Source organism: Granulicella sp. L60, from assembly GCF_009765825.1.
Taxonomy (GTDB): Bacteria; Acidobacteriota; Terriglobia; order Terriglobales; family Acidobacteriaceae; genus Edaphobacter.
Genome location: NZ_LMUR01000022.1, coordinates 165,411 through 183,241, shown reverse-complemented (window position 1 = coordinate 183,241; position 17,831 = coordinate 165,411). Strand labels below are relative to the sequence as shown.

Genomic DNA, 17,831 nt, shown 5'->3' with positions numbered 1-17,831 from the left:
AATAGGAGCGTTTATAAAGATGAATAAGAGCTATCGATTCTCTGTCACTTCCATTCTGCTCTTCGTATTGTCTCCCGCTATGCTGCATGGCCAGGGACCATCTTCGCCAAATACCGAAGTCTTGCAGCGACGGGTCCAACATCTCGCCGCTGGCTTCCCAGGAAAAGTAGGAATACTCGTACGGAACATCGAAACGGGCGCACAAGTTGGCATCAACGCAGACGACGAATTTCCCATGGCCAGCACATACAAAGTAGCGATCATGACCCAGGTGTTTCGCGATGTTGAAGCTGGCCGACTCTCACTCACCGAGCGAGTTCCACTCACAGAAAACGAGCTTCGCCCAGGCAGCGGCCTCTTGCGCTACATGACTCCTGGCCTGGCGCCGACAATTCACGATCTGGTGCTCATGATGATTACGGTCAGCGACAACGAAGCTACCGATCTGCTGTTGAAACGAGTAGGAGGAGGAGCGAGAGTCACGGCCACCTTGCAACAGCTTGGAATCCCCAACATCCGCGTCGATCGGCCCACGCTGGAGATTATCGGAGACTGGCTCGCCGCAGCGGAACCAAGCTCACGCGGTGCATCCGCAGCAGATCTGGTCAAGAATCGCAGTCTCTCCAAAAGTCCTCTAACTCGCGAGCAGATGGATAAAGCAGACAAGACCCTCACAGACGATCCGCGCGATCATGCTTCCCCGCGAGCGATGGGCGACCTGTTAATGAAGATATTCAAGTCAGAGGTGGTAAGCGAGAAATCCTCGCAGGATATGCTCGCGATCATGCAAAATCAGCAGCTAAAGACAAGAATTCCACGTTACCTGGAAGACGTGGCCATCGCATCCAAGAGCGGAACTATTGGCGATGTAACCAATGATGTAGGCATCCTCTATGCTGGCAATCAACATATTGTTATATCCGTCTATACCCTGAAAGCAAATTCCAAGGTGCAGACGGAGCAAGCTGAGGAGTTCATTGCCCGCACCGCCCGCGAGACTTACGACTACTTTCAAGATACAGCTCCAGTCCACTAGAACCTCGATCTCGAGAATGGAAGATACTCCGTAACGAAAGCCGAGAGGCCACGCTGTGACAACCAGATCTCTATCGAATGGCCTTCTGGATGTGAGCGTTACCTTAAGCATCAACGGTCTGCATGATTTCGGAGAGTCGAGCATCGGCAGCACCAAGGCTAACTCCCATCATCTTGTTGCCAGACCACTGCGGAACTCCGAAGCCACAGGCGACTCACCGCTGTGATACATCGATATTGAACCGGTGCCCGGAAGAAGCTGTTCAAACTGATGCTGCCACACTGATTTGGCCGCCATAAGTTCAGGAGAACTCTTGCCACTCTGCTACAGCCGACAGGAACGTTGGTGAAGACCACATAAGTTTGCCAGCGAGAAACATGCAGCAGAAGGCGACTAGAAAAGGTCGCAGTACGCCTCTGGACTCATGTGGACCTTTCTGGCCCCACAGATGTGCCCTTGAGTCCAGAGCAATACGAATAAGGAAATAAATGGTCGGGCCTAGTACACGATTTTCGAACTTTCGGGGCTAGAAAATCTTTTAGGATTTTTGAAACTCATAACTTGTTGAAATAATGGTAGGCCCTATCGGGCGATCGAGCCAATGACCTCTTCCATAATTTCGGCAACGTAACGCGACTCATTGAAACCAGATGGTACAGACCACTCTCTACGCCGCTGATTGAACGCAAAAGCGGAGAGCTCGGCCCAGCTTGAATCGTCGTTTACAGGCCCAACGCGAGGTGAATTCAGAGTTCTCGATACCACGCGTGTTGAGCATGGAGCAGTTCTTCAAGATCCGACCATGCATTCCAGGCGTGTCGTCAGACCCTGCAGCGGTGCCTTGAACTCCTTGACGGCGAGACATCAACGATACTGTCCGCGGAAGCACTGCGGACTGTTTGGCGAACTCTGCATCTGGCCAGTATTGCAAAGTTGAATCCTCTAAGAATCTCCACATTGTGCAAGACACGACTTTAGTGCAGTCCAGCTGCTTTAAGACCATGAATCCGAAACTTCCATTCGTCGGGTTGCAGCGTCATCTTTACTTCTAACGCGTAACCTGCTGCGCTCAATGAGCGCATTGGGCCTGTTCTCGCTAGTTGAAGAAGTTCCAGAGCAGGTTCGTTGGTCTGCGGACAGGTGGCTTCGGCCGACCGAATTGAGCAGGAGACGTTGATGGCCACCGGTATCTTGCGGGCGCGGTAGAGATCTGGAGGCAGGCCCTAGCGAACTTGTTGGAAATCCCAACTCATCTCAGCCACTCAAGACACTTTGCGATAGCCGCTCGCGCCGCAGACGACACCCGCGGGGGTCTCGAAGCATATACGGATCGCCCATCTGGGTGTGAGCAGGATGGAGCGCCGGAACATAAGAACATCCTGGTCCGTTTGCGGAATGCGAAGCGTGCACCGAGGCCCTAGCGTATAGAAAGTTCGCGGACAGATATACAGGAACAGGCAAAACGTGCTGTGGCACAGGGACCTGAGCTAGTCCGGCCCGCAGTAACAAACCGAACGGAGGAGACTTCGCATGGCCGCCACTTCTACAACCAATCACCCTAAGCTCTGTGGCTACATGGCCTCTACCGACCAGACTGAAAATGACTCGGATGCAAAGCGCATCTATGGCATCGCCACCAAGGATAAGGCAAGCAAGCTACCTGCCGTCCTTTGCATATAGCTCCTTCTCGCTTCCCAGTGGGAGATAGTTTCCGAAACTATCTCCCACTCGACCCCAAACTTCTGCACCAGCCAACTCGGATGACTCGTGGAACCAATGCCAGAACCTTCAGAAATCTCGGCTCAAGGAATGCCCGACTGGCAATCCACCCTCATCGCTCATGACTTCAAGCTTCTTCCCGGCTATGCAGATGCCGGCATCTTCTTCGCGCTGCCCAATGCCAGCAACCTTGCCACCCTGAAGGATGGTTCGCCTGATTTCTTCCTGGAATTCTTCTCCGACCAAAACGATCCTGACCCCGGCAATAGCCTCTACGCCATGGTCCGCATGAGCCTTGAGCAAAGCGGAGACCTCCAAGCCGCCCATCAGCTTCTCCGCCAGCAGCATCTTGGCGCCGCGCTTATGCCCATCGCCTTCACCACCGGCACCTTCTGCCACTTGGAGTGTGGCGACTCCCATGAATCCGTCCCCTTCACCTGGGAAGGCGCACGCCGTGCCACCCTCGACACCCGCATCTCAGCGCTCACGGCGCGTCTCCTTTACGCGGCACTCGACACCGGCGCAGTCACGGTGGCTCGTGCGGCCATCGAGTGCAGCCTCGCTGCCGTCCTTCCCCGCCTCGAGTGCAGCGTACGCTTTGACGCCGCGAAACTACTCCCCAGGCTCCTGGCTGCCCTCAACCCTGGCTCCAATACCGTTCCCTTTGATGCCCTGGTCAAGCTCTGCGACCGCCCTCCCACCGGCTGCTTCCAGTTTGACAACCCACCCGACCACGCCAACGGAAGCCTCGGCCTTGCCCTCGCCGGCCGTATCCGCCAGGCCTTTGGCTGCTTCGCCCCCTGCGCCAGCATCTTCGACGGCCCAACCATCACCTTGCAACTCCCCGCCGGTCCTGTCGTCAGCTATTGGGACCTACGCACTCCTCTCCTTGCGGAGGTTCCGGTCTTCTTCCGCTTCGATCCCTTCAGCTTCATCCTCAACACCACAACCCGCGACCGCGTCACCGGGTTCACCCGCGTTCCCTTCTTCCCCGACCAGCTTCGCACCCGCCACATCCAGATCGTCTCCGGCATGCCGGCCTATATCTCCAACTGTGCCGCCGTGCAACTCACCGTCAACGTCGAGAAGACCCTTTCGCTCTCCGGCCGCACCACCAGCCAGTCCATCAGGCTCTATCCCGCCCCTCCCGAAGCTTCCAGCATGAATCTCAAGTATCAGAAGATCGAAGGCCCCAAGCCCTACGTCTTTTATCTATCGGTCATCACGGAAGAAGACCAGACCGACAGCCCATGGCTGGATGGCCTCAGCGATTACCTGTTCCTCGACGCCAGTAAGCTTCCGGTCCCCACCGTCACCCTGCGCGCCACCACCGCTCTCCTCCAGCAGGCCGCTCTTTCGTTCATCTGTTCGACGGATTCGACCCTCTCCTCCACTCTCACCTCAGCCCAGCCCGCCGTCACCTTCCTCGTCCCGGCTCTCGACCCGGAGGCCCGCTGGTTTATCACCGCGCACGATCTCTCTCATCCCGACAGCCTCCTCAGGCTCGAACTACCCTGCCGCTCTCTCGATCTGGACCTTTCGTCCTTCCCGGACTATGGCACCCAGGTGGTCCGTCCCTCCGTCACGTTCCATGACGATCTCACTTCAGCCAGCCTCGAGTTCGCCGCCGAATCCCCCAACGGGAATTCGGTCATCCTCGTCTTCACACCGGACCAGCCACAAATCACGTTCGGCTATTTCGCCACCAACCTATTCGCCAGTCGCTATCGCTTTCGTCTGTACACCGGGCAGGATGACGACTCTGCCGCACCCTGGTCTACCTTCCTCCCGTCGCAAACCAACGCTCTCATCGACATTCATCGCGAAGGCACCGGGCTTGTCGCCACCCTCGAACCCAATTCCATATCCCAGGAGGAACACCCGAAATGAATGACCTACCCGAGGGCTTTACCGTCGGTTCTCTTTACTGCTTTCCCGTCGGCCTGCCGAAAGATGCCACCTTCGCCGTCATCTCCAGCACCCCTACGCTTGAAACCTCGCAGGGCAAAGCGAAGGTCACTCTGCTCTCCATGCCCACCGGTGCTGTGCTCACCTGCGAGGCCTCCTGGCAGCCGGACCCCGCCGCGCTCCTGGCTGTCCAGAAGGAAATTGCCAACCGCTATCCTGGCCTCACCAGCCCCACCGTAAACCCAGCCACGCTTGAGAATGTCACCGCCACTCTCACGGTGGCCGTTCCCGGCGCGCCTGCAGTTACCATCGGACCCAACCCCGCCTCCGGCACCTCATCCAACCGCGCCGTCTTTAGTGGAAGCCTGACCACCCCTGCTGCCCAGGCTGTGGCCCAGGCACTGACCGGCGAGCAGGGCATCTTCATCCTCAGCTACAGCGGAGCTTTGACTCTGGAGGAAAGCGCCTCCGCCACCGCAACCGGTGATCTCACAACCACCATCAAGTCCCTGGCGCCCACACCGGCTGAACCCAGCTCTGGCGGCTTCTTTAGCAGGAAGAAGCCCGATCCGCCTCCCCCCCCGCCCATCACCCAGCAGGCCCGCGTCGCAGCCTTGGAGGCCGCCATCGCGCGGGGCAGCCTCAAACTCGTCGAGTCCAACACGCCCCACGTTTCCCCGGCTCTCGTTCAGCAGGTCGCTCAGAAACTTCGCGACAAGCTCGACACGATCATCGGCGACAAACTCACCCAATTAGGCAGCGATGCTCAATACCTCAAGACCTTCCCTATCAACCTGAGTCTCTCGCTGCCTGAAAGACGCACCCTCAACTTCACCTGCTCGGTCGATGTTGCTACTCTCATCGCCCCGTCTACCCCCGGCACGTAAGCCGGGCTCTTTCACCAAAACCATCACCTCCAAGCTTGCACAACACTCAAAGGAGCAACACGAGCCATGCTGAAAATGTCACCCGCCGTCCGAGTCGCTAACATCCCCGGTGCCTTCAATAAAACCTACGACTACACCCTCTTTCCTGACGATGAAGACAAGAACATCTACTACGCCCTCGCCGACTACCCGACCTACCTCGCCGACAGCCACAACGACCCCAGCTTCAACCTCACCTGGTACTTCGGCACCGGCATCACCTCCGCCGGCGTCTGCACCATGACCGTCGCGCTCCCCATGCCGGATACCACCAACGCCGACGTCAAGTCGGCCATCCTCAGAGAGCTCACTGGTGATAAGACCGCCATCACCATCGCCCAGAAAACGCTAGAGCTTTGCAAGGCCTCGGACGCGAAAGATACCGCCAGGGTCCAAGCCCTGAAAACCGAGCTCGGGTTCAACGACACCATAGTCGCGGCCAGGGTCAGCGTATATGACAAGACAGCCGACTGGACCCAGTTCCTTCCCAATCACGATAGTCTTTCCATTCGCCCCATCCCCTTCAAGGATGGCACCGTGACCATCCAGGCCTTCCCCAGCTCGGATGCCTACGATTCGAAAGACCCGGCCTACACCGGCATCGCGAAGACCAAGCCTTCTCTCATCAACAGCAACGCCGCCGTCGTCACCTTCAACCTCACCGATCTCGGTGCCAATCTGTTCTGGCACGGCCTCGGTGGCTGGCCCCTTGATCCCTCCCTCAAAGCCCCGGAAGGCTATGACGCCGCCAAGGGTGGAAGCAGTGTCATCAGCGTCGTCTACAGCGTCACCTTTGACGCTCTCCTGCCTGAGGCGAAAGCTACTGTCACCTTCGATCAGTCCATTGTCGCCAAGCTGGAAGTCGAGCAGCGCAAGCATACCGGCTCTTGGGGCAGCCAATGGACAGAAGAGATTCCGCGTAGCAGGGAACTCGATGAGGCCATCAACGGCAACACCGTAATCGTCCTGCCTGCCGTCGCTTCAAAGGACGACAACGATAACGTGCAAAAGCTGCTCACGGATTGGGCAGCCGCGCAGATGATCGATATGGCCAAGTCCCAGCTCCCCGGCGTCGATATGTCCACCCTCGACGTCAACAGCATTCGCTCGCTGAAGCAGGCCAAAACTCAGGTCAGAACCTACAAGCTCACTCAGGCGGTCAGTATGCTTAAGTTCCCCCAGGCCCAGTTGCGCAAACTCGATGGCATCGTCCCGCCGGACGCGATCAAGAAGTTCTTCCAGCTCATCAATCTCAACGACGTTCCCTACGTCAACATCAACCTCACCGTCGCACCGCCCAGTCCCTCCTTTCTAAAAGATCGTTTCGTCGATCGCGTCGTCATCACCGATCTCACCTTTGCCGACGGCCAGCTGCTGGATGCCAGCAAGAAACCGGTCAGCAGTATCGAGTACCTCTCCGGAGGCGATCCCAAGCCAGGTCAGACCTTCACCGGTACCTTCGCCAAGAACAACCCGGACCTCAGCACGAAATACAGCTACCTGGTCACCTATACCGACGGGACAGCACCCATGAATGTCACTGATGTCGCCCAGAAAAATGCCAATTACCTCTCACTCTCCGGTGTTGATATCGGTGTCTTGAGCGTCTCCCTCAGCGCGATCGATCTCCCCTGGGACGTGATCAGCAGCGCCAGGGTTGATCTCACCTACGGTACCTGGAAACGTACCCTCCAGCTCAACCGGGACGGTGGTAATGTTCTGGTCGCCAAGCCCTTCGGCAAGCCGATCACCGACAAGCTCACCTATCAGGTCACCTTGACCCCCACCGCCGGCGCTCCCATCATCGGCGAGGCAGTCCAGGTTATTCCAGACCACGGTCAGGCCGAAATCACTCTCAGAAATCCCCTCGGCAACATAACCAATCCCATCGAGTTCATCCTGGATCCCGCCGTTACCAAGGCCCAGCTACGCGCCGAATACACCTTCCGCAACTCTGGCCCCGACCGCATCTTCAGCCAGCTCATTCAACTGGACGCCGCTAAAAATGGCGGCGCCTTCACCTGGAACGTCCCCAGCCAAAGCGAAAAGGGCAGCGCGTTCAAAATCATCAGGGCGCAAGCCACCACGGCCTCCGGCACTAACACAATCACCGACCCAAGCGGTGCCAACGCGGACCCCTTGGAGCAGCAGGCGTCCATCACTGTCTATGCCGATCACGTCAAGAAACTCTAACCCAACCATGATTATCGATAACAAAACGGTAGCGCTTCAGGGCCTCGGCAGCGTCGTAGCATTTCGCGACGCTGCCCTGCCCACGCTCTTCTACTACGCTTCCACCGTTCCTGCGGTGGCTCGGGTTCGCGGCGTCGATCAACTCACCCTCGTTCACTATGACAAGCCCTCCGGCGGTTATGCCGGCATGCTATCCATCGTCGTCACCCTGCGCCCGGACGATGCCACCCTCGCCGAGTTAACCCGTCAGCTTCAAGCCCAAAGCCTACTCCGCTATCCCGGCCAGGACATCCAGCTCGTTCCCATCCCCTGGACCGCCGGAACCGTCGCCACCGCGCTCATCGGCGGTAGCCCCATCTTCACAATTCCATCGCTCCTCGGTGATAACCAGGCCGTCGTGTCCCTTCCCCTCACCGTAGACCAGTACCTCCTGCTCAGGAAGCCAAAGCCCACCGCCGCACCCCCTCTTTCGATCGTCTATGGCCTGTCCTATGAGGCCTTCCGGCCGGAGTACAACTTCTCCATCGAGTTCGACGCCACTAAGTTCCGTGACTGGCTCCAGAAAAACTGTTCCGCCAACGTCATCTTCCTCGGCGTCGAAAAAATCGACACCTACGAAAAACTCCAGGCCAGCGGCGTTATTCGTGTCTCGCAGGAGAACCTCACCGGAGAAACCCCACCCGCCGGATTCCGCGAAGCATTCATCGAAAGCCTCCAGAGCATACTGGTCCCGCTTCCTGCCTTCGCTCCCGCGCCAGAGGCAAGCGGTAACGGCAACTGGCTCCTCGGCTTCGGCTGCAGCACCGTTCATGACCTCCAGACCATCACGCGCCGTCTTGATACCAACATGCGGATCAGCGGTGTGGTCGCTCGCAAAGTTTTCATCCAGGGCGCGCTTGCCGGTTTCACCCAGGCCCTTGCCACACGCCCCGACGTCGAGCTCGCCACTGGCACCACCTTTAAGCAGCCTCTTACCTTTCGTTGCCATGGAGACTTCAACAGCCACGTACTGGATGCCGTCGAAGTCTCCATCACCGCTGCCGGCAACAACCGCGTCAGTCATCTCTTCAAAGAGTCCGCCGACGAATGGCTTTATGACCTTGTCCGCGAGCCTGGCAACACCACCCTCTACACCTACCAGTGCACCGTCTACTTCAAGGATCGCTCAGACACCTGCACCTCCCCTGTACTTCCCATCCGCCCGGACCAGGCCTACATCGACATCCTTCCCTCCACCTTTTACACGCAACAGCTCTACACCATCACCACCGACAAATCCTTCCCCTGGTACCTGGTGAAGTCTGTCACCGTCACCCTCACCGGCCCTTCGTCTTTCCGCTTCCGGCCCGCCACCGCTACCCTCACCGGCAAATCCACAACCGCCTCTATAGAGGCCTTCATCCCTTCCCCGGACGATCTCGATGCTCTCACCTACACCGCCACCTGCACCCCGAACTCTTCCGCCCCTGTCACCCTCAACGGTCTGCCTTCGGGCCCCACCATCTATCTCAACCCCTTCACCCGTCGCGTCATAATCTTCCGTGTCAGCGACAGCTTCGACTGGACCGCGTTCCCCGAGGTCACCGTCATCATCAACCTCACTCCCGACAACCCCCAGCTTTGCGAAAAAGCCAGGCTCTCTCTCTCCGCCTCCTCCCCATCCTCGCCTTTTGTCTATTGGTTTACGGAAAGCCGAAAAATCACATACCGCGCAAGCTTCCGCACCAGCAATGGCGCCATCCAGTCCACATCAGCCAGCACCGTACAGGCTGACGTCGTCCTCGCTTTACCCGCACTGAAGGAGAACTCATGATCTACATCGACAAGAAGAAGCTCACCATCGACGGCGTGGACATCTACCCCGACCACGTATCCCCCGACCAGTTCTGGTACGTTCCCGGCACCATCAACCTCGCCCAGCGCAATAACAGGAAGCTCCTCTCCTATCTCTGGTACACCGATTCCGAATCCGATTCCGACGGCACCGGCTTCCTCAACTTTGAGGTCAACACCGCCGTCCCCAACGCCACACTCGATAGGATCAAGTCACAAATCGTCTCCCAGTGGGGAGCGAACGCCCGCAATCTCGCGCTCTCCTCCGTTCCCTTTACCGGCGGCACCGTCAACTTCTCCGTCCTCGGACCCGTCGCCGCGCAAGCCGCGGAGATGGCCAAGGACACCTCTGTCCTTTATCAGTCCAAGGAGCAACTCGTCTGGAACGCGGGCTCCTCTTCCCTGGTCGGCGATAACGCCGCTGTGTGCTCCGTCAGGTTCACCAAGGAAGGCAAGCTTGCTGCCGCGATGAAGGCCGCCATCCAGTCTAAGTCGCCCTCGATTGCTGCGACCTATCGCCTGGAGCTCCTCGCCATGCGTCCGTCGGTTACCTTCACCGTCTCCGGCACCTTTGAAAAGACCATCCAGGATTTCAAGCTCAGCATCGGCACCCAGATCCCGCTTGAGGCCTTCATTCTCGATCTCGGCATCCAGGCCCAGTGGCAGAAAATCATGCAGAAGACCGACCTCAAGATCGAGGTCGTGAACTTCACCGGCGACGACCAGCAGGATGGTCTCAAGTGGGCCCAGCAAATCCTCCTCGACTACGTCCTCAAGAACTTCTTTGAAGTTCAGCTCGGCGGCGGTGCCAACAACTGGAACCCGCTCGCAGAAGCCCCACAGGTCGATGAAGCCGTCCAGAAATCCAAAGACCTCGAGCAGGCTGCTGCCGAAAAGGTCGACCAGGAAGGCACCGCCAAAACTCCCGAGGAAAAGGACACTGCCACGAAGGAAGTGGTCAAGGCGGCCACCATGTTCATCCCCAAGGTCAATATCCGCGCCTCCTATTACCAGGGCAAGCAGGTCAACTCCATCGACTTCGTCTACTCCGAAAAGAAGGCCAAGACCTACCACGTCCTTCCCCAGGCCCTCGTGGGCCTTGAAAAGGGTGACAGAGCCGAAGACTACATCACCCAGGTCAACCGTACGCAAGACCCCTTCGGCCTGCCCTACAAAGTCATCGTTTCCGTTCCCACCGATGCCGACTTCGCCAGCATGGGCCTGCAAACCATTAACGTCCAGGCCAAATACCCTGCGGGCGCCCCAAAGGACAAACAGACCACCCAGAACCTCACCATCAATGCCGGCACCACCACCGGCGCCAATCCATTTCCCTTCCAATACGATGCCCAGGGCGACTCGGATATCGAATACACCGCCGACTTCGTCTTCAAGCCCACCAGCGACTGGCGGAGCGACAAAGATATCTTCCAGTACAGCCTCGCCGGCCGCAGCGACAAAGGCCTCATCACCGCCATGGCAGAGTCCGTTGTTGAGTTCATCACCCTCACCGTCCAGCTCGCCGCCAACTTCGTCTGGGAGGGTAACGACCAGGTCGTCGTCACCTTCACCAGCCCTAAGTGGACTGGCGAAAAGCGTGTCGTCATCCAGCACGGAAAGGAAGATCCCCAAACCCTCAAGATTCGAGGAGACGCCAAATTCGCCTCCTCGCCCATCCACTACACCGTCGACGTTCGCAAGTCCAACAAGCCGGTCTACTCGCTTCCTTCCGAGGTCCTGCTGGAAAAACAGCTTTATGTGATCGATCGCTTCGCCGACCACATCCCCGTCTACTTCACTGCCGGCTTCGAGAGCGATTCCATGGACGTCATCCTCACCTACACCGATGGCGCCTTCACCTATGAAGATCAGTTCACCCTGGAGAAAGGCCAGAAGAAGGTCGAGCGTTACATCCCCACGGTCAAGTCCTTCCCTCGCAAGACCGATGTGAAAGCCAACTATGAAGCCATCCCTGATTCGGGCGATCCCATCACCGGAACCATCAGCGGAGGCAGCACCAGGATCATCAAGCCCCAAGCCTGATCTCCGGTGATGGTCTCTTCAGCCACTCGTCCTGCGGAAGGGACGGCCACCCGCCGTGCCCTTCCCTCAGGATGCACCACGCAGCCTCAACAACTGCGTTAGATCCTTTTCCTTCAGGTCGCAGGCCCATAACATGTCGATGGGTCGCAGCCTCCAGGTCCACCTCCAATGCAGTTCCAATTCACCCGCATCATCGAACCGGCTCCGACACCCTATGCCCACCGCAAACTTATCCCTCTCCGCCCTCGCCCATGCCGAACGTGTCCTTTCCCACGTCAGCCTCAGCGCCACGGAAGAGTTCACCCGCATCACGCGCATCGTCCTTGCATACCACGCTCCATCCCACGGCCTTCTCAATCGTAACGGTGACCCCCTTGAGTTCGCCGTCAACCCCGCCACGAATGACCTCCGTTTCACCATGGAGCTTGCTGCCCAACCCGCCGCCCGTCTCCAGGGTCTCTCCTCTGTCCTCGCAGCTCTCGACACGCCCTTCCAGGGCATCGCCGCCTCCTTCTCCACGCTGCAAACCGGAGCTGCCCTGCGCTGGGGAGCATGGCTCGGCGCTCGCCTCCCCTTCCAGGCCCAGTCCCCCGTCAGGTTCAAGATCTACGCCGAAACTCCTTCTCCCTCGTCCCCCCCAACCGTCGCGCTTCTCGACCAGTACCAGGTTCCCCACCTTGCCACCGCAAGTCTCGTGATGATAGCCGCTTCTCCCGCCTCCCCGCGTTGCGAGTTCTACTTCGAGCCTGGCAGCCTCACTGCGCGGTCCCTCGTCTTACTGCTCGCGCCCTTCGGCCTCGCCCACCGCCTGGACGACCTCACCGATGCCCTCTGCCGCTTCTCCTTTCGTCGTGGCTACCACCCTGACGGCCTTCCCAAAGCCACCTACGGCTTCAGCTATTCCGTCCTCCCCGGCGGCGCCCAGCCCGTATTCTCCCTCTTTGTCCACGCTGCCCAGCTCGCCGGCGCAGACCTTTATCTCCGCAGGAAATTTCTTGCCGCCCACCCGCATCCCAACGAAGCCATCACCTTCTACGCGAACCTCACCCAGTCCCTCCCAGACCTTTCGGAACGAGCCCTCTTCCACAACATGCTCACCGTCTCCATCGATGGCGAAGCTCCACCCACCCTTCAGCTTTCGCTCTGCCCACCTCCAGCCCTGAAAGGACTGCCTGAATGCCCATCCCACAATCCATCTCTGTAGAAAGGGGCCGTGTCCGTAAAAATTTGCTTGACGGTGCCCTGCTCTTTCCCTCGACAGATCTCGCCTCAATCAACTTCCTCACCGATGTCTCCGACACAAGGTACTTTCTGCCCACCTACACCTCGGCCGCCCAGCACGCTGACGGCAAAGAGTTCTTCGCTCCCTCTCTCACCGACGACGGAACCTTCACCGTCTATCTGCAGGCCACCGTCCCGGCCAATATCGCCGGCGATCGCAATGGCGCCAAACCCATCACCGCCGGCACCTCCTTCGCGCTCGTCCTTAACCCCAGCGATGCCGCTGCCTCGCAAATCCCTCTCCACGTGACCACGCAGGGCACCAACGTCCAGCTCTCCACCAAACTCGCCGGTGACCAACTCAAGCGAACCCGCACCGCCCTCTTCGACACCAACCCCAACGTCTCCATCCGGGTCATCCAGCCAGTCAAGCTCGCCGTCCTCCAGTCAGAAGCCTTCCTCATCGCCAACTGGACAAACCCCGCGATCAAGCAGGGCATCGACAACCTCTTCAGCGTGTCTTTCGACGATCCATCCATCTTCTTCGGGATAGTCTCCAGTGGCGACCCCGACTTTCCCAACCAGTACCTCATCCTCAACTGTGTCTACGAGGCTAACGTCGGGGTTCCACCCCTCCCCGGTTACGTCCAGCGGCAGGTCAATTGGAACGACCGTGCCTATAACTATTATCAGGACAACCAGGACCGCACCCGCGTCTTCTACGTGCCTGACAGCTTCGAGTTTGCCAAAGGTCCCGACGGCTCCCCCACCATCTCGCTCCTCCAGTTTTCCGCCACCACCGGCTCCGTCTCTGACACCCAGGCCACCTTCCGGTTCTTCGGCAACCCCCTCGTCGACGCGGCGCGCATCCAGCACGCCGCCGAGTCCTTGAAAGCTCTTGTCGGTACCCTGCCCCAGATGATCTCCCTCCAGGACGGCCACGGCGTGAAAATGTCCTTCACCCAGTACCTGCCCAACGCCGAGGGGACCGGTAGCAATCTTTCCATACAGCCTCAGGCCATGATCAATCTCGCCACCGGCCTGCGCTGTGAGCTCGCCCTCAACTTCAAGCAGTTCAGCGCGCTCTGGGCCGCCATCTTCTCCACCGCGCCTGGAAACCTCGTCTTCGTAGGTTGGATCGATATCGAGCTCGCCGATGGGCGATACAAAGACCGCGTCAACTTCAATGGCCGCCTGCCCGCGAACAAGAACGAGTCCTTCTTCGACGACATCCTCGACACCACCACCAACAACACCTACCCCTTGACCTTCGAAATCAAAACGCTCCCCGCCATCTTCGCCGGACCTCCCTCCATCCACCAGCTGGACGTAAGCTTCTCGAACGGCAAGCAGGTGACGCTCACCACCGATCAGTTGTCCACCGACCTCTCCATTCAACGTTCCATACGGGACATCATCCTCGGCAATCAGCCACCCGATGCGCTGCCTTATAGCGTCCATGTCGTTCACACCGACGGCTCCGAAGCTTGTGGCAACTTTATGGTCCCAGGCAATAACCCCACACTCATGATCCTGCGCTCCACGATCCAGAAGTGCACCGATCCATGCTCGTAAACCACAACGCTCCATCAACCCAAGGAGTCACTCATGGCAGGAAGAAAACTATTCACCAACCAGAGCATCCTCACCATGGCGGTCACCCTCGTCATTCGCGCCGGGGATGATCCGCACAACCAGGCCGGCACCAAGTCCTTCACTCTCCCACCGGGTCAGTCCCAGTGGCAGGAGTACGGCGATTACAGCAACATCTATCTCAACGGAATCAAGCTCGCCGGTGTACAAAATGGCGATCTCACCAACGTGCAATACATCGTCATCCTTCGCGGCTCCCCGCTCGACAATCAGCTCAATACCAGGAATGGTGTCGACTTTACCTTCAGCAATAACAACTTCGCCATATCCACCCGTCAGGTTCACTGACATACCCCTTACCCAGCACTTACCCTCGAAGGAAAAGGAGCAACACCATGCCAGGAAAGAAACTATTCATAAACCACACCGGACATGAACTCCGTGTCATCCTCACCATCCGCAAAGGGGAAGATCCCGCGGCCACCGCCGGAACCCAGGACTTCACCCTCGCCGCCGGCCCGGATGCTGTCACCGGCGAGGACCTCAGCCAGCAGGAGATTACCTACGGCTCCGCCACCGACATCTATCTCAATGGCATCGAGACTCAGCTCATCACGGACGGAGCCGCCGTCGGCAAACGAGACCTCGTCGTCAGGCGCGGATCACCGATGGACGACCAACTCAACACCCACAGCATCGTCGACTTCCTCTTCGATGGCGAGCAAGTTCTCATCTCAGCCTCCAATCCCAACCCCACGAGCTACGCCTTCCGCTCCAACCCTCCTTCTACCTCGTGACCGGGTCCGCCCGCACGAGTCGCACGCTCTGGATCCTTCCAACGACACCCACTCTTTCAACCTGAGATACCTCGATGAGTAATATCATCAAGCCCGGCGTTAACCTGACCACCGTCGCTCCCATGGGCTTACCCTCGTCTTCTGTAGAGTGCCCATTGGTGTCTTCCGCTGAGGGAGTTTACCGGTTCCATCTCTCGAGGACGAATTTTGTGAAGCTGCGAAACGCAGCCCACAAGTGTCCCCGTTTGGGGAATGACGCAACCACCGGTACCGCTTAGCTTCGGGTCTGCCGGCTAAGATTTGCCACGTGAATTACGTTGGCAAGAGTCGATGCCGAGCTATAAGGAGCGACGGATATGGCATGGAATAGAACAGGCAGCATCTTGGGATCGGGAACCTCGGCAGAGTACGAGGCGGATGTAATCTTCACCGCAGCATTTGTCGGGCTGGCGGCAGACTTCGCAAGGAAAAATAAGCCGTGGCGAGTAGCAATGGAGCCGGAGATGACGCTCAAGCCCGTTTCGGGCGACCAGCGGCCGGCTCGCACGACCGACGACAGGAAGGCGATGGAAAAGCATAATCAGCTTTGCACCAGGGTCAACCAGGCGGTGCGAAACTACCTCACGGCTGACAACGCAAAACCACTCACGTGGGGCTTTACCCCTTCCTTCGCGGCGGGCGGAATGATTGCGGGCGGTCCAGCGGCGTCGCAGCTGGATCTGACGCTGGACGCAGCGTTCAAGCAGTTTGCGCGCAAGTACCTTACCAATGCGAAGACGCCGACAAACCGCACCGATGTGGGCGATATGTACATCGGTCGCGGCGCCTACTGCGGTCTCGTGCTTGATGAGCAGGGAGATGCCGTGAGCGCGATGAGCACCGTACGCACAACGATCAAGGAGAACAGCCAGCTCTATCCCGCACCGTTGAATGGGCAGGTAGGAGATCGCTGGTGCCCACCCTCAACCAGTCCAAAGTATGGCGAGGATTCAACCAGCGCCCAGACAGCGCCCGTGAACAAATCTTGGATCTGGGGCATGATCGGCGATAAGGCGGCGATGCAGCAGGACCTGCAGAACCAGGGCATGAAGTTTTATATGGGCAGTGACAACCGCAAAGGTACGGATCTGGTCGGCTACACGCATGGTCTGCCACGCGCGGTTTACGAGTGCGTCCGTGCCCATAAAGGTCATCCGTACGAGATGTCGATCGGAGCGCAGACCTTCAAGTTGGCATCCTGCATGGGCTGCACCTTCTTCATGATTGCGAACGGCTTCGAACCTTCCGCCTCGCATGTGGGCAGGTCCGAATCGTGGGCGCCGCTGTATCACGTGCAGGGCAACAATCCTTCACCCGTGCTGGCCCCCATCGACAAAGATCATGACCAAATCGCCGCCTTCGAGCTCGCGAACAATCGTTGGTCCGACGCTGTGGCCGGATGGATAAAAGAGGGCATAGCCGCGCTGGACCTGCTGATTGCGGATGGCTGGATAACCGACAACCACAAGCCCGCACTCGCTGCGCTGAAAATCAAGGTGGCAGATACGAATCAGACTACTCCGGCCAAACGACGTATTTGCTGCAACCTGCTACTGGACGCCTTTACCTGGCATAAGGGTGACGCCGACCGCGTGAACGACACGATGAAGATCGGCGCCCGCCCAAAGCCCGGATGCGATGGTACCAAGTTGTGGTGGGATACGGATACGACCACACGGCCCGATACCTTTCTGAACCCATACACCGATGACCAATTGAAAAAGCTCGGCGATCTGAATCAGCTGAGTCTCTAGCACGCCATGCCGGCCCTTGATGGCCGCTGCGTGATCTCTGTAGGAGGAGCTCATGTAGCGGCCATATTTGTCGCTACCTTCGTTAGAAATCCTGCCCCGTTTGCGGAATGCAATGTGCGCGCCCAGGTCCTAGCGTGTAGAGAGAGTTCGCAGACCGATGCTTGAACAAGGAGAACGTGCTATGGCACAGGAACCCGTGGAACTGGAAGCGCTGATCGATGCCGTTGCGAGCGCGGTGATCAGCGCGCAAGACAAGATTGAGGTGTATCAGGCCGGGCTGCTGTCACAATATCTGGACGCGGATCGCCGGCCGCGTACCTTGGATATTCGCGTGCCTTCCAATCGGCTGGGTGCTCCTCCCGGCGAAGAGATGCTACTGCAGGTGCCGATTCTGACGCTGGTCGGGGCTAACCGGCTCGCAATCGAGAGCATGGAGATCACGATGGATGTCGACCTTGGCGATATCCATGATGTCGTACAGGAGTATGAGCCGACGGCCGATACGCCGCGGCAATACACATCACCGGCGATGTCGGCAGTGGGCAACGAAAGCAAGCCGCGGCGAGCCATGATGGTCGACATGAACAGCCCGCGTACAGCAACCCGAGATGCCCTAGGCAAGGTGGTACTGAAGGTGACTAGCCAGGAGCCGACTGAAGGAATTCAACGCCTCATGCTGGAACTGAACAAACGCATTGGCGTTGCGGATGTGGCAGGACCTGACTCCAACCCGAGCTAGTCCGGCCCGCACTAAAAAACTAAATCGAGG

Annotated in this window: 13 protein-coding genes; all 13 read left to right on the top strand. The window is 58.4% G+C overall.

The annotated features are described in order from the left end of the window. Positions 1–19: 19 nt before the first annotated feature. The gene (locus GSQ82_RS21805; protein ID WP_158794403.1) at positions 20–1,036 is read left to right on the top strand and encodes a serine hydrolase; all 1,017 of its coding nucleotides are present in this window, start codon (positions 20–22) and stop codon (positions 1,034–1,036) included. Between the two features lie 1,530 nt (positions 1,037–2,566). Then, positions 2,567–2,716 carry a hypothetical protein gene (locus GSQ82_RS21795; protein WP_158794401.1) on the top strand — a complete coding sequence of 50 codons (150 nt, stop codon included), beginning with the start codon at positions 2,567–2,569 and terminating at the stop codon, positions 2,714–2,716. Positions 2,717–2,812: 96 nt separating this feature from the next. Beyond that, the gene (locus tag GSQ82_RS21790; protein WP_158794400.1) at positions 2,813–4,645 is read left to right on the top strand and encodes a hypothetical protein; all 1,833 of its coding nucleotides are present in this window, start codon (positions 2,813–2,815) and stop codon (positions 4,643–4,645) included. Further along, positions 4,642–5,550 carry a hypothetical protein gene (locus tag GSQ82_RS21785; protein WP_158794399.1) on the top strand — a complete coding sequence of 303 codons (909 nt, stop codon included), beginning with the start codon at positions 4,642–4,644 and terminating at the stop codon, positions 5,548–5,550. Before GSQ82_RS21790 ends, GSQ82_RS21785 begins: the two co-directional genes overlap by 4 nt. 66 nt (positions 5,551–5,616) lie before the next feature. Continuing rightward, on the top strand, positions 5,617–7,782 hold the full coding sequence (locus GSQ82_RS21780; protein ID WP_158794398.1) for a hypothetical protein: 2,166 nt from the start codon (positions 5,617–5,619) through the stop codon (positions 7,780–7,782). Between the two features lie 7 nt (positions 7,783–7,789). Next, the gene (locus GSQ82_RS21775; RefSeq protein WP_158794397.1) at positions 7,790–9,595 is read left to right on the top strand and encodes a hypothetical protein; all 1,806 of its coding nucleotides are present in this window, start codon (positions 7,790–7,792) and stop codon (positions 9,593–9,595) included. Beyond that, entirely contained in the window at positions 9,592–11,658 is a 2,067-nt protein-coding gene (locus GSQ82_RS21770; RefSeq protein ID WP_158794396.1) for a hypothetical protein, read from the top strand. Before GSQ82_RS21775 ends, GSQ82_RS21770 begins: the two co-directional genes overlap by 4 nt. Before the next feature lie 214 nt (positions 11,659–11,872). Further along, a complete protein-coding gene (locus GSQ82_RS21765; protein WP_158794395.1) occupies positions 11,873–12,862 on the top strand; it encodes a hypothetical protein in 990 nt (329 codons plus the stop codon). A gap of 23 nt (positions 12,863–12,885) precedes the next feature. Then, positions 12,886–14,454, top strand: a complete 1,569-nt coding sequence (locus GSQ82_RS21760; RefSeq protein ID WP_158794394.1) for a hypothetical protein — start codon at positions 12,886–12,888, stop codon at positions 14,452–14,454. 33 nt (positions 14,455–14,487) lie between these two features. Further along, entirely contained in the window at positions 14,488–14,820 is a 333-nt protein-coding gene (locus tag GSQ82_RS21755) for a hypothetical protein (RefSeq protein WP_158794393.1), read from the top strand. Between the two features lie 47 nt (positions 14,821–14,867). Beyond that, complete coding sequence (locus GSQ82_RS21750; protein WP_158794392.1) at positions 14,868–15,269, top strand: hypothetical protein; 402 nt, start codon at positions 14,868–14,870, stop codon at positions 15,267–15,269. Positions 15,270–15,625: 356 nt separating this feature from the next. Further along, on the top strand, positions 15,626–17,062 hold the full coding sequence (locus tag GSQ82_RS21745) for a hypothetical protein (protein ID WP_158794391.1): 1,437 nt from the start codon (positions 15,626–15,628) through the stop codon (positions 17,060–17,062). A gap of 181 nt (positions 17,063–17,243) precedes the next feature. After that, complete coding sequence (locus tag GSQ82_RS21740) at positions 17,244–17,801, top strand: DUF2589 domain-containing protein (protein ID WP_158794390.1); 558 nt, start codon at positions 17,244–17,246, stop codon at positions 17,799–17,801. The last annotated feature ends 30 nt before the right edge of the window (positions 17,802–17,831 follow it).

What these genes read in the sequence shown, in the direction of transcription:
- GSQ82_RS21805 (WP_158794403.1), top strand. Translation starts at nt 20, where the DNA reads ATGAATAAGAGCTATCGATTCTCTGTCACTTCCATTCTGCTCTTCGTA.
- GSQ82_RS21795 (WP_158794401.1), top strand. Translation starts at nt 2,567, where the DNA reads ATGGCCGCCACTTCTACAACCAATCACCCTAAGCTCTGTGGCTACATG.
- GSQ82_RS21790 (WP_158794400.1), top strand. Translation starts at nt 2,813, where the DNA reads ATGCCAGAACCTTCAGAAATCTCGGCTCAAGGAATGCCCGACTGGCAA.
- GSQ82_RS21785 (WP_158794399.1), top strand. Translation starts at nt 4,642, where the DNA reads ATGAATGACCTACCCGAGGGCTTTACCGTCGGTTCTCTTTACTGCTTT.
- GSQ82_RS21780 (WP_158794398.1), top strand. Translation starts at nt 5,617, where the DNA reads ATGCTGAAAATGTCACCCGCCGTCCGAGTCGCTAACATCCCCGGTGCC.
- GSQ82_RS21775 (WP_158794397.1), top strand. Translation starts at nt 7,790, where the DNA reads ATGATTATCGATAACAAAACGGTAGCGCTTCAGGGCCTCGGCAGCGTC.
- GSQ82_RS21770 (WP_158794396.1), top strand. Translation starts at nt 9,592, where the DNA reads ATGATCTACATCGACAAGAAGAAGCTCACCATCGACGGCGTGGACATC.
- GSQ82_RS21765 (WP_158794395.1), top strand. Translation starts at nt 11,873, where the DNA reads ATGCCCACCGCAAACTTATCCCTCTCCGCCCTCGCCCATGCCGAACGT.
- GSQ82_RS21755 (WP_158794393.1), top strand. Translation starts at nt 14,488, where the DNA reads ATGGCAGGAAGAAAACTATTCACCAACCAGAGCATCCTCACCATGGCG.
- GSQ82_RS21750 (WP_158794392.1), top strand. Translation starts at nt 14,868, where the DNA reads ATGCCAGGAAAGAAACTATTCATAAACCACACCGGACATGAACTCCGT.
- GSQ82_RS21745 (WP_158794391.1), top strand. Translation starts at nt 15,626, where the DNA reads ATGGCATGGAATAGAACAGGCAGCATCTTGGGATCGGGAACCTCGGCA.
- GSQ82_RS21740 (WP_158794390.1), top strand. Translation starts at nt 17,244, where the DNA reads ATGGCACAGGAACCCGTGGAACTGGAAGCGCTGATCGATGCCGTTGCG.